The sequence below is a fragment of the Flavobacterium sp. WC2509 genome, from assembly GCF_052683105.1.
Genome location: NZ_JBQZFG010000001.1, coordinates 55,687 through 70,358, shown reverse-complemented (window position 1 = coordinate 70,358; position 14,672 = coordinate 55,687). Strand labels below are relative to the sequence as shown.

The 14,672-nt window shown below is 33.2% G+C and carries 9 protein-coding genes; 5 read left to right on the top strand and 4 right to left on the bottom strand.

What is annotated here, in order from left to right; translation table 11 throughout:
* The first annotated feature begins 146 nt into the window (after positions 1-146).
* Positions 147-2,966, top strand: coding sequence for a M16 family metallopeptidase (locus ACUN3A_RS00295; RefSeq protein ID WP_445549348.1), 2,820 nt, complete (start codon positions 147-149; stop codon positions 2,964-2,966).
* An 821-nt stretch (positions 2,967-3,787) separates the two neighbouring features.
* Here ACUN3A_RS00295 and ACUN3A_RS00290 read toward each other — a convergent pair.
* From ACUN3A_RS00290 to ACUN3A_RS00280, 3 genes are all read right to left on the bottom strand, one after another.
* Positions 3,788-4,072: a DUF6520 family protein gene (locus ACUN3A_RS00290; protein WP_445549347.1), complete on the bottom strand. Its 285-nt coding sequence runs from the start codon at positions 4,070-4,072 to the stop codon at positions 3,788-3,790.
* Between the two features lie 104 nt (positions 4,073-4,176).
* Entirely contained in the window at positions 4,177-5,679 is a 1,503-nt protein-coding gene (locus ACUN3A_RS00285; protein ID WP_445549346.1) for a MauE/DoxX family redox-associated membrane protein, read from the bottom strand.
* Between the two features lie 386 nt (positions 5,680-6,065).
* A complete protein-coding gene (locus ACUN3A_RS00280) occupies positions 6,066-6,923 on the bottom strand; it encodes a helix-turn-helix domain-containing protein (RefSeq protein ID WP_445549345.1) in 858 nt (285 codons plus the stop codon).
* A gap of 1,155 nt (positions 6,924-8,078) precedes the next feature.
* On the opposite strand from ACUN3A_RS00280, the gene ACUN3A_RS00275 reads away from it, so the two are divergent.
* Positions 8,079-8,519 carry a hypothetical protein gene (locus ACUN3A_RS00275; protein ID WP_445549344.1) on the top strand — a complete coding sequence of 147 codons (441 nt, stop codon included), beginning with the start codon at positions 8,079-8,081 and terminating at the stop codon, positions 8,517-8,519.
* A gap of 175 nt (positions 8,520-8,694) precedes the next feature.
* Here ACUN3A_RS00275 and mnmE read toward each other — a convergent pair whose 3' ends face one another.
* The gene (gene mnmE, locus ACUN3A_RS00270) at positions 8,695-10,107 is read right to left on the bottom strand and encodes a tRNA uridine-5-carboxymethylaminomethyl(34) synthesis GTPase MnmE (protein ID WP_445549343.1); all 1,413 of its coding nucleotides are present in this window, start codon (positions 10,105-10,107) and stop codon (positions 8,695-8,697) included.
* Between the two features lie 420 nt (positions 10,108-10,527).
* Here mnmE and ACUN3A_RS00265 point away from each other — a divergent pair, with 420 nt between their 5' ends.
* The 3 genes from ACUN3A_RS00265 to ACUN3A_RS00255 all read left to right on the top strand — a co-directional run bounded on the left by ACUN3A_RS00265 (position 10,528) and on the right by ACUN3A_RS00255 (position 14,605).
* Positions 10,528-11,364, top strand: coding sequence for a universal stress protein (locus ACUN3A_RS00265; RefSeq protein WP_445549342.1), 837 nt, complete (start codon positions 10,528-10,530; stop codon positions 11,362-11,364).
* A gap of 132 nt (positions 11,365-11,496) precedes the next feature.
* Positions 11,497-13,269 (top strand): MutS-related protein, encoded by a 1,773-nt coding sequence (locus ACUN3A_RS00260; RefSeq protein WP_445549341.1) that lies wholly within the window; start codon positions 11,497-11,499, stop codon positions 13,267-13,269.
* 106 nt (positions 13,270-13,375) lie between these two features.
* Complete coding sequence (locus tag ACUN3A_RS00255) at positions 13,376-14,605, top strand: TMEM143 family protein (protein ID WP_445549340.1); 1,230 nt, start codon at positions 13,376-13,378, stop codon at positions 14,603-14,605.
* Positions 14,606-14,672 lie beyond the last annotated feature (67 nt).

The window sequence follows — 14,672 nt, the reverse complement described above, 5'->3', positions numbered from 1 at the left end:
GAGTGCGTGGGGTGGGTGAATTATCTTGAGAGATTTTTAGTGTTTGACAAGAGGGAAATAGCATCAATACTGATGTTTTGCGTTCTTCAAATTCTTGATAGAGAGTAGAATTGGATAAATTATTAAAGTTTTAAATAGAAATTATAATGTTTAAAAAATACAAATTAGTTGTTGCTTTTTTATTTGCAATTGGGAATGTTTTCTTTTCGAATGCACAAAATTTTAAGGCAAATGACCCCATTGCGGTTAATCAAAAAGTTATAAAAGGGGTTTTGCCCAACGGTATGACTTATTATATTTATCCTACTACGGTTAATAAAAATACGGCGAGTTATTATATTATTCAAAATGTGGGTTCTATTTTGGAAAATGACCAGCAAAAAGGGTTGGCGCATTTCTTGGAGCATATGGCTTTTAATGGAACTAAGCATTTTGAAGGAAAAGGTATTTTGAATACACTTCAAAAGCAGGGGGCTGTTTTTGGTAAAAACATTAATGCTTACACAGGGACAGATGAGACTGTTTACAATCTCGATAATATTCCGTCGCAGGATGGGGGAGTGGTTGATACCTGTCTGCTGGTTTTGCATGATTGGTCCAATTTTTTGTCTTTGACTAATGAAGAAATTGATGCCGAGCGTGGTGTAATTATCGAAGAATGGAGAACCCGACAAAATGCTGGACAGCGAATTTACAAGCAGTTAGATCCGTTTTATTATAACAATTGTTTGTATGCCCACCGTGATCCTATAGGTGATATGAGTATTATTAAAAACTTTGATTATCAGGTTCTGAAGGATTTTTATAAAGATTGGTATCGTCCAGATTTACAGGCCATCGCCATAGTGGGAGATGTGAATGCCGCTGCCATTGAAGCGAAAATTAAGAAACTTTTTGCGGATATTCCGACGCCTCAAAACTCGAAAAAGCGTTTTGAAGTAGCCATTCCTGAAAATGACAATCCCACTTTTAAACTGGCTTTGGATAAAGAAATTTCAGCTTCTGAGATTACTTATATGATTCGTCATACTGCTGAAAAACCTACGGGTACTTTTGCCGATTTGGAAAGATCAACCCAGCGCAATATTGCGTTTTCAATGCTGAATAACCGTTTGCTGGAAATGGCACAAAAGCAGCAATGCCCTTTTAAAAGGGCCCAAATCAGTTATCAGAATTACTGCCGTTTGAATGCAATTTTAGAGATAAGCCTTTCTCCTAAACCGAATCAGCAGGCACAAGCTTTTACTGTCGTAATGAACGAATGGGTACGTGCGTGTACATTTGGTTTTTCAAAAGGAGAAATAGAAAGGGCTGTAGCCGAAAAAGTTTCATCTTATGAAGATTATCTGGATAAGATAAATGAGATTTCGCATAAAAGCATCATTAGAATGGTAAAAGATGATTATTTACATCACGAAATCATTGGTGATCCGAAAGCAGAATTCGAAATGGTAAAAGCCATACTGCAACAGTTGGATACTAAAACGCTTGAAGCTAGTCTTAATCAATTATATACAATTAAAAACCGTGTAGTTACCGTGACTGGTATTGAAAACGAAACCAACTTGAATCAGGAACAGGCGCTTAATATTATATACAAAGCTGAACATGACAGTTCTTTACAACCTTATGTTGATTCTTTTGTCGCTAAAACTCTTATGGGCGATATGGTTTTGAAACCGGGTAAGATTGTATCGGAACAAAAAACGGCAGCAATTGATGCCACTACGTATGTATTAAGTAACGGAGTTAAAGTACACTACAAATTTGTCGACAAAAACAAGAAAGACGTACGACTAAAAGCAGAAAGTTTTGGTGGAGCTTCGTTGTATGTACCAAAAGATATACCATCGGTAAGTCGTGCTGCCTCTTTGGCAATGATGTCTGGAGTGGGATTACTATCGAATATCGATTTAGAAAAAGTACTGAACGGAAAAACAGCCAGTACTTCGGTAGAGATTGATAATTTAACTGAAACGGTTTCTGGATCAGCGAATGTAAAGGACATTGAAACTATGATGCAATTAGTGCACTTGCGTTTTGCACAGCCAAGATTTGATGCAGATATGTTTGCACTACTGAAACAAAAATTGCAAAATTCACTAAAGAGCAAAGAAAAAGACATTCGTTTTAAAATGGCAGATAGCTTGACTTTTGCCATTTATGGAAAAAACAATCCTAAAATACGTATGATGGATCAGCAGTATATTGATGATTTGTCTTTTGACACAATGAAATCCGTGTATCAGGAGCGTTTTGCCGATGTATCCAATTTTGATTTTTATGTAGTGGGTGATGTGACTCCCGAGGTTTTGAAACCGCTACTGGAAAAATATATTGCAAGTATTCAAAGCATCAAACGTAAAGAAAATTTTAAAGACAATACCGTTGACTGGATTGCCAATAAAATAGATAAAGATGTTTTTATACAAATGGAAACGCCTAAGAGTTCTGTTCGAATTAAATACCTCGAAGATTATGCTTTTTCACAAAAGAATAAAATTATGGCCTCTTTCCTTGCGGATATTCTGACTTTGAGATATACCGAAAGTTTACGGGAAAAAGAGGGTGGGATTTATAGCGCTCATGTGAGTTCGAGTTTGATTAAACTGCCAAAACCAATGGCTTCTCTTTCTATTGCATTTGATTGTGATGCTAATAAAGTTGAACACTTATTACCTATTGTTTATCAGGAAATTGAGAAGATTAAAAAGGGATCTATTGTTACCGAAGATTTAGAAAAAACGAGAACTAATTACATAAAGTCAAGAAAAGACAGTCAGAATTTTAATAGTTATAGTATGGATTTGGCTTATAATTTTTTCAAAAATAACTTCAATATGGACGACCCTAAAAATTATGTGGATATTGTAAATTCTATTACAGAAAAGGATATTCAGGATTTTGCCAATTCTTTTTTGAATAAAGCCAAGTTTTATGAAGTAGTGTATAAACCGCTATTATAGGTTTTATAATTTTTTATTTTCCCTATCATTTCTTATTTTGAATTAGTAACCGATTAAGTTGTATAGTGGATTATGTGAGGGCTGGATGTTTGTCATTCAGTCCTTTTTTTTTGGATTATTTGATTATTCGATTTTTGGATTGTTTGGAGGTGAAAGTTTGGCCACGGATTGGACGGATTGAAATAGGATGCTATTATTAATTGAAGAGTATTTTACTTTTTTTCTTGATAAAAAAAGTAACAAAAAAATATTCATGGTTTATTATTGTTTTTTCGGAATTCATGAATCTTCGATTTCAAGCCTAGAATATTTTTACACCAAAAATCATCGAACGGATTTATCTCACTTAGCTCTTATTTTCATTGGTGTTCGATGAACCTCACTTCGTTTCGGTTTTTCCTATCGGGACCCAACCGCTCGTGTTTCACACTCGACTCTTGGGTCACTCCCTACGGCCAGCGCGCAAATCCTTATCGTGATTTTAGGCGCAAAAATATAAGGGCGAGAAAGGACGTTTTCATGAGTTTATTGTCTGTTAATTTGATTTGTTTTCTGGGATTACTTGTGGACATGGAAAAGTTTGGCCACGGATTGGACGGATTGAACAGATTTTTCACGGATTTTTTTATACTGCTGATTTTGATTGGGATTGTGGAGTTGCTTGATGAGGTACTTCCTTCGTCAGGATGACACTATTGTGGGGAATAGTGTAGGGGAGAATTACTTATAGGGATTGTGAGTAGGAGTTAGCGGTTATAGGTACGTTCTAAAATAATATGCAGTTCCCTCTTTTGAAAACTGCATATTACAATTAAAATGAATTAGTCAATTATTTTGTATAAGTTGACGTTACAGGCATTTGCTTCGTCTTTTGCAAAAGCTTGTCTAGGAGAGGCTTCAGCTGTCATACAGGCTTGTCCTGAGTTTACTTCTGAACAGTTTACTTCGACTTCATCGCAGTCTTGTGGTGATGGATTCTGGATGTAACCCAAAACAGCTACCACTTTTTTTGACTCTTTTATTTTTGCTTCATTGGTGCTTACCGCTGCAGCACTTGCCAATGTGAATGCCAATACAGGCAAAATCACTTTTACAATTGTTTTCATAATACTAGAATTTTAATTATAGTTTTGACTTACTCTTTTTTACAGGTTTTCAGTCTCGGTCCTGTTACTGGCCAGTAAATTTTTATATTGTTGGTTATTGGTTGTTAGTTGTTGGTTGGGGCTTTGAAAAATTTTTTGTTTAAACGGTATTTGTGTATCTGATGACCTATGATTGCATATAAATTATTTTCCGATATCAGCATGGAATGGATTTTTGCTTTTTTACTATTATAGATGTAGAAGCTGAATAAATAGGTTTTCTGATTTATATCATATATATCAATGATGGATGCTTGTTTCCACATTTTTTTTGATTCGTAGCGTCCCATTATCTTGGAGTTGACAAAGAGCAAATTTCCTGAAATAGCTATAAGCTGATTGACTGTTGATGGGATCGAAGCCAATTTTCTTTGGCCTGTCTCTTTTATAAATGCTACTTTGAGGTTGGCATGCGCCGTAGTATCAATTGTTTTTCCACGGTAGTTGAGCTGAAGATCTTTGTTTGCCACAATGAACTGGTTTCTATAATAATAGGCGTAGATGAATTTTTGTGTATGGCTGTCATATTGCATCATGCCATCGGTATCGAAGAAGCCATCAATTTGTTTTTGAAGGAGGTTAGGAGCATACTGCACTTGCAGGGAATCTGAAAAATTAAAAGTTCCGAGTATGTTATTTCGTGATTTTAATTCCTGTGCGCGAAACGCAATTTTATCTGGTGCGATAATTTCGGCCTTTGAGAAATAGTAATTGTTGCTGTGCATCAGTAGTTTCGCTTTCCAGTTGGCTGTATTTCCTTTATAAATAACGGGTACTGTTCCGTCCATTAAATAGAAATAAGGAGGTGATACCCTTACCTGTACCGAACTGAAAGGAAAGTCTTCCCGTTCTAATTGAATTTTATATTTGTTTTTTATTTTTAGTGTGCTGTCGTAAGCTGTGATGTGCAACGGTGCGAGATTGTCGCCAAGGTAAACAGTATTGCCATCAGTGCCTGCAATATATTGGGAATTACTGTTTAAGCTGGTTTCGCCAACTTTGAATGCGGAACCCTGAATGAAACGGCGAATAAAAGGGTTTTCGTGGTGCATCGCGTTTTCTGATGCGAGGAATAGTGCTATTATTATAAATGTACTTGAACATGTAATTATTGGCAGTATACTAATCGCCTGTTTTTTGTTAGCACTTAGAAGCAATACTGCAATTGCTGCCATTAGTGTAAAACCTATATTAAAAGCTAAATGCTCATACCAAGTCATTTTTTCCAATATTCCTCCACAGGAACATGGTACATAAGAGGAATAGTTTAGGATTACGATAATATAAGCTGTGAATAGTATCATTAGCATAAAAGAAGCCAGCAGACCAACAAAACGTGTTTTTGGAACTGCAAGTAATATGGCGATTGTGAATTCGACCACTAGAAGGGAATAAGAAATGAATCCCGTGAAAGCACTTAATAGTGGGGACTGGCCTAATTGTGTCTGGAAGTTTTGAAATTCAAGTGCTTTGCTGAGTGCAGCATAGATGAAGAGGAGTATCAATGACAGACTTATTATTTCGACTGCTAGTTCTTTTAATTTGGCACTATTTATTTTTATGCTCATAATTTTACAGGTTTATATTGTAAAATTCTGTTTATTAATGTTATAGCTGTTTGCGTATTGGGAGTTTCTCTATGCAGAATGGGAAATGGACTTAGAAAATTAGTTTAATGTAAAAAATAATGTTTCTGGTAGTGAACAAATTTCTAGTAATGAAGAGCTTTTTTCTTTTGTCTTGATACAAAAGAAACAAAAAATCAAGCCTGAATATTTTTGCACAAAAAATCATCGAACAGATTTTTCCTATCGCGACCCCAGCCGCTTCGCTAGGGGGGCACTCCCAACGGCCAGCGCGCAAATCTTTATCGTGATTTTTTGTGTAAAAATATAAGGGCGACTAAATGACGTTTTCAGGAATTTATAACTGTAGTTTATTTTAAAGATGATTTCTAAATTATAGTATTATCCCGTTTCAATTCGCTGGGTGAATAGCTAAATTTTTTTTTGAATGCTTTGTAGAAATTGGTGTAGTCGTTGTAGCCGCTGATAAATGCGATTTCTTTTAACGGGATGTTTGTTTGAAGGATAAGGAGGTGGGCTTTTTTTAGTCTTTCTTCGGTGTAAAACTGATAGATACTGGTGTTGAAAAAATGCCTGAAAGTGTCTTTTAATTTGAATTCGTTGACATTGAATATTTTTGATAATTCGCTGGTAGTAGGGAGCTGATTTTCTACGTTTTTTAAAATGTATTCCCGGACCTTTTGAATGAGTACTGCGTCTGATTGATTGTGTACTACTGAGCTCGAGATATGTGTTGCTTCGGGTAACAGATCCTGAAGAACCGTTGTAATAAAATTAATGATAATATCATCGCTATATAAAAATCTTGAAACGGTACAGTAGGAGGGAATCAAGTGTTGGCTTTGCGTACTAAATATGAATTGAACGACTGCAAAGGCATTGCTATCTGCTGCTGTTTCAGTTTTGATCTTATCCCAAATTGGAATGGATTGTTTGGCTAAAATTTCGTCAAATCGTAATTCTAAAAGTTTGTCGGCATTGTATTCCAGGAGAGCAGGAATTTGATGGCTAAAGCTTTTGATTGTAAAAGTATTGTTTAGAATAATTGTTGCCTGTACCAAACCTTGGTAGGTGTAATGCGGATTTATAAAACCTAAGGTAGTTGTTAATGACTGCATTTTTTCGGCTACAGTATTTAGTATAGTTACCAGTTCATCCAACTCTTTACTTTCTGTATCAGGTTTTAACTTTAATGTAAAGTTACCAGTTGCCATTTCGAATAGCATCTGGTATATGTTTTTTACTTTTTGTTGGATATGGCTGTTCATCTAAATTACAACTAGTGGATGTACTTGTATGTGCGCTGATGAACAAAATTATGGGAGATTATTTTTAAAAACTACAGTAGTGATGTTTGATTCGGGAATTGAATAGGGGTGTTGAATAGGTAAATTATTACTAAGAGTTTGATTAGTTGATCAATTTTATTAATGATTTTTTTGTCTTCATCACGGTAATCTTCAGTTGTTATTAAAATTAATAAAGACTAAGACAAAAGAATTTGATAGTATGAGAAAAGAAAAAACCCTTTAAATCATATGATTTAAAGGGTTTAAGTTCAATTTGTATTTCTACTGGCGGAGAAAATAATATTTAACCCGCTCCCCTAAGTCCTCTTTAATAGAAACAAGTAATCGTTATTTTAAGAATACCGAAGTATTCCGACATCGTACTCGTTGCTATATGCCGTTTCTGCCTTATCACACTTACTCCAATATGCACTTTTAGTATTTTGCGTGATCGACTGCTTGGACAATTGAAGCGGATACGAAGTCGGGAGACTTCGCACAGCACAGGTGCATTCAAGAACCCTATGTTTTTTACGGAACACTTTGCAGAGCGGGGAACAAGTATTTTAAGAATACTGAAATCTCCGACCTCACTCGTTGCTATATGTTATCACACTTACTCCAATAAGCACTTCAAGTATTTTGCATGATCTACTGCTTGGACAATCGGAGCGGGTACGAAGTCGGGAGACTTCGCATAGCACAGGTGCATTTAAGAACGCTTTGCTTTTCGTGGAACACTTTGCAGAGAGGGTTTTGCAAGTGTTTTTTTTTGTTTTATAAACTTTCTTTTCGAAAACTATTTCAAGGTTATAATCCAGTTTTATTTCTTCACCACAACTATTTGATGATTATAGTATCTCTATAGTTCTTATAACTATACTCATTACTTTTTTGTTATTGTATAATTATGTTTTATTTATTTTAAATGTTATTTAAATCTGAGTTTTTGTCACCCATTTTTAATCTTTTCTTATTTGTAATAAGACAAAAAATGTTTTGAGTAAAATATGCATTTAATATTTTGAAACTGTTAAAGAAACTAAATTGATCTCCAGATTGTGGTAATTTAAAATAAAATATTAGTAAATAATGGAATTAAATCTATTAAAAATGGCTATTGTTAGTACTTTTGATACAACATTTATAAATTATCATTTTAAAAATAAATATGAAATTGAGGAAGCTAAAAAAATAGCATACTCACGTACTTCGTATTTATTTTCATTTGCTATTTTAATAATATCTCTTGTTGTCTTGATTTTAACTTTGGCTTTGTTTAAAGTAGTGATGGGGCATATTATGATAATAGTATGTACTTTTAGTATTACCTTATTGTTGTACATAAAAAATAATAGGATTCAGCAACATGTTAAAAATTATGTTGATTTTAAATTAGAAAAATATTCTGAAGCTTTTGTTAGATCCAATAAAAAAAGAGGATTACTTAATGCTGCTTATTTTGGAATTATTTTAGGAATGGGTGGATATGTAGCAATTAGGCTATTAGGATGGCTATTTTATCATTTATAGTCATTCGTGATTATAAAGAATATACAGTAATTAAAAGACAGGTCATTGTGTTTCTATTGAATTTGTGTGATAGTATTGCAATTGTCAAAACCAGGAAATTACTGTCCAGTTTTTATGTAAATTCCTGAATGAGAATAGTAAAAAAAGTTTAAGCCTTTTGGGATTTTTTACAATTTTATTTCCCGATGCAAAAATTGGCAAAAATATTACCTAACAATTCATCATTAGAAACCTGACCAGTAATCAGTCCAAATTGATATAAAGCTTCGCGAATATCTAACGCAATTAGATCACTTGAAAGATTAGTTTCTAAACCAAATTTCACTTTTGTGATTTCATCCAATGCTTTTAATAAGGAGTCATAATGTCTTGTATTAGTTACAATTGTCTCATTATTACGTAAAGCTCCAGTATTAACAAAAGAAAGCAATTCATTCTTTAATTCATCTACACCAATTTTTTCTTTAGCAGAAATGTAAATGGTTGTTAGTTGTTGGTTATTGGTCGTTAGTTTTTCGTTAATAGCCGATAGGTTTGCTGGCGAAATCAAATCTTTTTTATTGATAATAAATAAGATTGGTTTTTGAGGAAATTGGTTTCTGGTTTTTCCGATTTCCACTAGCAAATCATCTAATTTTCCATCAACGGATAACTGGCAACCATCAACCAAATATAAAACCACTTGTGCCTGTTCTATTTTTTCGAACGTTTTTTTAATTCCAATACTCTCAACATAATCCTTAGTTTCGCGAATTCCGGCAGTGTCAATAAATCGGAATCCAATTCCACCAATCACTAATTCATCTTCAATTGTATCGCGGGTAGTACCTGCAATTTCCGAAACAATGGCGCGTTCTTCGTTTAACAAAGCATTCAATAAAGTAGATTTACCAACGTTTGGTTCACCAACAATGGCAACAGGAATCCCGTTCTTAATGACATTTCCAATAGCAAACGAATCGATTAAACGTTTTAATACAAACTCAATTCGGTTCAATAACTCATAAAACTGAGTTCTATCTGCAAATTCTACATCTTCTTCGGCGAAGTCTAATTCGAGTTCAATTAAGGAAGCAAAATTCAATAATTCTTCACGCAGTTTAGCAATTTCATTAGAGAAACCTCCGCGCATTTGTTGCATCGCAATTTGATGAGAAGCTTCATTATCTGATGAAATCAAATCAGCTACAGCTTCGGCTTGCGAAAGATCGAGTTTGCCATTCAAAAAAGCTCTTAGGGTAAATTCTCCTGGATCAGCCATTCGACAGCCTTTTCGCAGTAATAATTGAATAATTTGTTGCTGAATATAAGTCGAGCCATGACAAGAAATCTCGACAGTATTTTCACCAGTATAGGAATTTGGGTTTTTAAAAATAGAAACTAAAACTTGGTCTAATGTTTTTTCTCCATCTACAATATGTCCCAAATGCAGAGTATGCGTTTTTTGTGTGGTTAAATCCTTGTTTTTGATAGATTTAAAAACTGAATTTGCAATAGTAATAGCATTTTCTCCGGAAATCCGAATTATGGCAATTGCACCAGCTCCCGATGGTGTGGCCAATGCCACAATAGAATCTTGATTTATCATAGCGCAAAGATATAAAATTAGCAACTAAGTAACGAACGTAGGGCATTCGCATTTAAAAAACAAACATTGTTTTGTTATTTTGGCAAGCAATTGAATTAGCTATGGATTGCAAGAATAAAACAGATTAGAATGGATTTTTTAATAAACCTGTGTAAAATCCGCTTAATCTGTATAATCTGTGTGCCATTTTTTGAAATCATTTAAGAGCATATAGGTTTTGGCTTTATTTCAACGTAATTTCAATAGATTTTTTAAGTTTTATAGGGTGAATTTTAATGAGTATTGATAAAAAATTCTTTTTATTAAAGGACATAATAATCTTATTTTAAGAAAAAAATAACTGTTAAATTACTGGTAATTATACTATTGTTGTTTTTTTAATTGGTTAAATTTGAGAAACAAACCTAAATTAAAAATAAGATGAAAAAGATTTTATTTCCAACCGATTTTTCTGATGTCGCAAATAATGCTTTTGTTCACGCTTTAGAATTTGCAAAAATTATAAAAGGAGAAATTCTTTTATTACATACTTTTGAATTACCTGTTATCGAAAATCAATTTACTCCAGATAGTTACTTTTCTATTTATGATTCGATGCAATTGACCCAATTTGATATGTTTAAAGGACAAATTCCAAAGCTTCGGGAATTGGCCGAAAAGCAACATTTAGAAAATATTAAGCTAAGTCATAAACTCGTCGAAGGAGATTTGATATACAATATTAAAAGGACGATCGAAGAAGAAAATATTGATTTTGTCATTATGGGAACTTCTGGGGCCACAGGATGGGAAGCTTTTTTTATAGGTTCTAATACGGGAGCTGTAGTTTCGGCGGTTAATGTTCCTGTACTGAGTGTCCCTGTTGAAGCTGAATTTACTAAAGTTAAAAACATTGGCTTTACCACACGTTTCAGAGAAAAAGATAAAAAATCATTGCGACAAGTGTTGAAAATTGCTAAAAAATCAAATGCTGCTGTCAAATGTTTATATGTTAAAACCAGTAAATCGGATATAGACCAAGAGGCTATCAATCAATGGGAAAAAGAATTTTTGAACGAACCAATTGAATTTTCAGTTGTCCAAAGTGATCTGGTCAAGGAGAATATTTTGGATTTTATCTCTCATAAAAATATTGATATTTTGGCGATGATTACACATAAAAGAAATTTCTTTTCAGAGCTGTTTAATCCAAGTCTGACACAGAAGTTTTCTAACATTTCAACTGTACCAATTTTAGCAATGCACGAGGAGGAATAGATTGTAGAATGTAGATTTTAGATTTTAGATTTTAGATTTTAGATTTTAGATTTTTTTATTGAAATTGCCATTGAAATTGCCATTGAAATTGAATACGATATTCCTTATATTTGTTTATCATTAAATAAAAAAATGGAAATATATAAAAGCAATAGCCAAAGCTATTCACAGGAGTTAAAAGCAATCAATACGAAATACAATACTATTAGTTTTTTTAGATTTATTAGTATTTTACTTTTTTTAGGAAGTCTATTTTATTACATAAAAACCAGCGAATCAATATTTGTCATAATGGCAATTATATTGTTTGCTGGTTTTCTTATTTTGATGCGAATTCATTCTAAGTTATCCTTCCAGAAAAAGATAAAAACGGCTCTTGTAGCTATCAATAAAAATGAAACTACGTATTTAGAACGAAAATCAATCCCATTTGAAAATGGTGCCGAATTCAATGATTTTCATCATCCATATGCTTATGATTTAGATATTTTTGGAGAACATTCTTTATTCCAAAATCTAAATAGAACCGCCACTTTTATCGGTAAAAAGACCTTAGCAAAGCAATTATTAACACTTTTGCCAAATGATGAAATACTAAGAAATCACAAAGCTGTAGAAGAATTAAGTAAAAAATTAAATTGGCGTCAGGAATTTTTGGCTTTCGCCAAAGTAGGTCAGGACAATGAAACTTTTTATAAAACATTGTTGCAATGGAGAGTGTATAATAGTAAGCCTTTATCTAAAGTAGCTGTGGTAATTTCGTATTTATTTCCGGCGCTTTTTGTAAGTTGTATTATAGGGTATTTGTTGACTTCAAACATGGTTTTCCTGACGTATTCTTCTTTTATGTTTGTAATTAATTTGGGTGTTTTGGGTAATTTCACAAAGCGTATTCAAATGGAAATTGCACAATCCGAAAACATCAATACAATAATTAGTCAATACAGTTTATTGGTTCAAAAAATTGAAAACGAAAATTTTAAGTCGGAGAAACTGAAAGATTTACAACAAAAATTAAACTTTAAAAACCAAAAGGCTAGCGCACATCTTCAAAAATTAGCGGAGTTGTTTTCTAATATGGAAACTATTGGGAATTTTGTGACTGCTTTATTATTTAACGGAACATTTCTTTTTAATCTTCACGTTTTAAAATCGATGATTGCCTGGAAAAAAGAACATGCTGAAGTTTTAGAAGAATGGCTGGAAGTAATTGGTGAATTTGAAATGCTCAATAGTTTGGCAAATTTCGCTTATAATAATCCCGATTTTGTGTATCCTGAATTGAATTCTAATTATGAAATTGCTTTTTCTAATCTAAGTCATCCTTTATTAAATCCAGTAACTAGAGTAGGGAATGAGGTACAGTTTCAGCCACAATCTTTTATGATTTTGACAGGTTCCAATATGTCAGGTAAAAGTACATTTTTGCGTAGTTTAGGAATAAATATGGTGCTTGCTGGAATGGGATCTCCTGTTTGTGCAAGTTGTGCTAATGTGCATCCATTGCCAGTTTTGGTTTCGATGCGTCTTTCAGATTCCTTATCAGATAGCGAATCGTATTTCTTTGCCGAAATCAAGCGTCTAAAGCAAATTATGGACGAATTAGAAGCGAATCCTGCTTTTGTTCTCTTGGATGAAATTTTAAGAGGTACAAATTCAGATGATAAGCGAAACGGAACCATTGAAGTGGTCAAAAAAGTGATTGCCCAAAAAGCTATTGGTGCAATTGCAACTCACGATATTGAAGTTTGTTTGACGACTAATGAATATCCAAATATCCTAACCAATAAATGTTTTGAAGTAGAAATTAGTAACGACGAATTGCATTTTGATTACACACTCCGTGACGGAATTTGTAAAAACAAAAGTGCCACTTTCCTAATGAAAAAAATGGGTGTGATTTAAGAGGGAAGTTAGCAGTTAGCAGATTTTAGTAGGCAGTTTTCAGACTGTGATTTAATTTGTCTAGCTATATCGTATATCAATATATTAGAAAAAACTTAAATTTAATATGACACGAGACCATTATATTCCGTTTAATAAGGAATTCTTACTCGAGCAACAACTAGCAACTTTCTCAGATAATCCCAAAAAGATTGAAAATTTTAAAAAGCTTTTCGATATTATTGAACATTATTATCATTACGAAGCCTTTAATCTTAATCAGAGTCTAAAACAAAATTATGCCTTATTCGACCCAGATTTAAGTCAGCAAGAAAAAGAAGGGTTTATTGGCAAAAGTGATTTTTTAGCATTTAAGGAAACACTTTTAAAAGTTCTTAATCACAGTAATTATACTCGTGTCCATCAGGAAACTTTAGATATTGCATTCAAGAATTCGGACTTAATTGGTTTGGATTTAGCGATAGATTTTAATGCTTTCAAAGATTATGAAATGTATGTTCGTGGGGAACATAAGGCAAAGGAAAAGATAACAAAATACTTCTTTTGGAAGAAAGAAATAGAGATTGAATACTACGACCGTGTTATGATTTATCTTAATTATAACGATGCGGATTATCTGAAAGAGAAAAAAGTTAAATTAAGAAAAATGCCTATTGAGCCTGGTTCAATAGCTTTGAAAATATTTAAACGTGTTCCTAAAAATGACTTAGAAACGATATTTCCAAATGCAATCCCGATGATGTCAACTACAGATAAGTTGCTTTTATGGGTGCCTGCTATTTTTGGAGGAGTTTCGTTATTAAGTGCCAAAGTAATTCCTGCTTTGATAGGCATGTATGGCGCTTATCAATCGGGTGAAGCTATTGATTTTTTGAATAGTAAAACCTCATTAAATCAAGGTTTGATTGCGTTGGGCATACTTTCTGCCTATTTATTTCGTCAGTACAATAACTATGTCAATAAGAAAATTAGATACTCAAAAATGCTGTCCGATAGTCTTTATTTTAAAAATTTAGGGAATAACAGCGGTGCATTTTATTCATTATTAAATTCTTCGGAAGAAGAAGTGCTTAAAGAAACTATTTTGGTATATGCTTTTTTAAGTAGAAGTAAAAATCCGTTATCTGCGGAAGAGCTAGATGATCAAATTGAGTCTTGGTTTTCATCAGAATTAAATACAAATCTAGATTTTGATGTAAAAGATGCCTTATCTAAATTAAAAAATATTGGGCTGGGTGTAGAAACAAATGGGAAGTGGGACGTACTTCCTTTAGAAGAATCACTTATTCAAATTGACACCTTATGGGATGGAGTTTTTGATTATAATCAAGGGTAGTTTATATGCTTTGCCTTCCATTGTGAAATATCTTGGGAACTTTGCGCTTAAAGCAAAAAAAAACCAA

Excerpts from the sequence above, each read along its gene's own strand:
- ACUN3A_RS00295 (WP_445549348.1), top strand. The coding sequence starts at position 147 with ATGTTTAAAAAATACAAATTAGTTGTTGCTTTTTTATTTGCAATTGGG.
- ACUN3A_RS00290 (WP_445549347.1), bottom strand. The coding sequence starts at position 4,072 with ATGAAAACAATTGTAAAAGTGATTTTGCCTGTATTGGCATTCACATTG.
- ACUN3A_RS00285 (WP_445549346.1), bottom strand. The coding sequence starts at position 5,679 with ATGAGCATAAAAATAAATAGTGCCAAATTAAAAGAACTAGCAGTCGAA.
- ACUN3A_RS00280 (WP_445549345.1), bottom strand. The coding sequence starts at position 6,923 with ATGCTATTCGAAATGGCAACTGGTAACTTTACATTAAAGTTAAAACCT.
- ACUN3A_RS00275 (WP_445549344.1), top strand. The coding sequence starts at position 8,079 with ATGGAATTAAATCTATTAAAAATGGCTATTGTTAGTACTTTTGATACA.
- mnmE (WP_445549343.1), bottom strand. The coding sequence starts at position 10,107 with ATGATAAATCAAGATTCTATTGTGGCATTGGCCACACCATCGGGAGCT.
- ACUN3A_RS00265 (WP_445549342.1), top strand. The coding sequence starts at position 10,528 with ATGAAAAAGATTTTATTTCCAACCGATTTTTCTGATGTCGCAAATAAT.
- ACUN3A_RS00260 (WP_445549341.1), top strand. The coding sequence starts at position 11,497 with ATGGAAATATATAAAAGCAATAGCCAAAGCTATTCACAGGAGTTAAAA.
- ACUN3A_RS00255 (WP_445549340.1), top strand. The coding sequence starts at position 13,376 with ATGACACGAGACCATTATATTCCGTTTAATAAGGAATTCTTACTCGAG.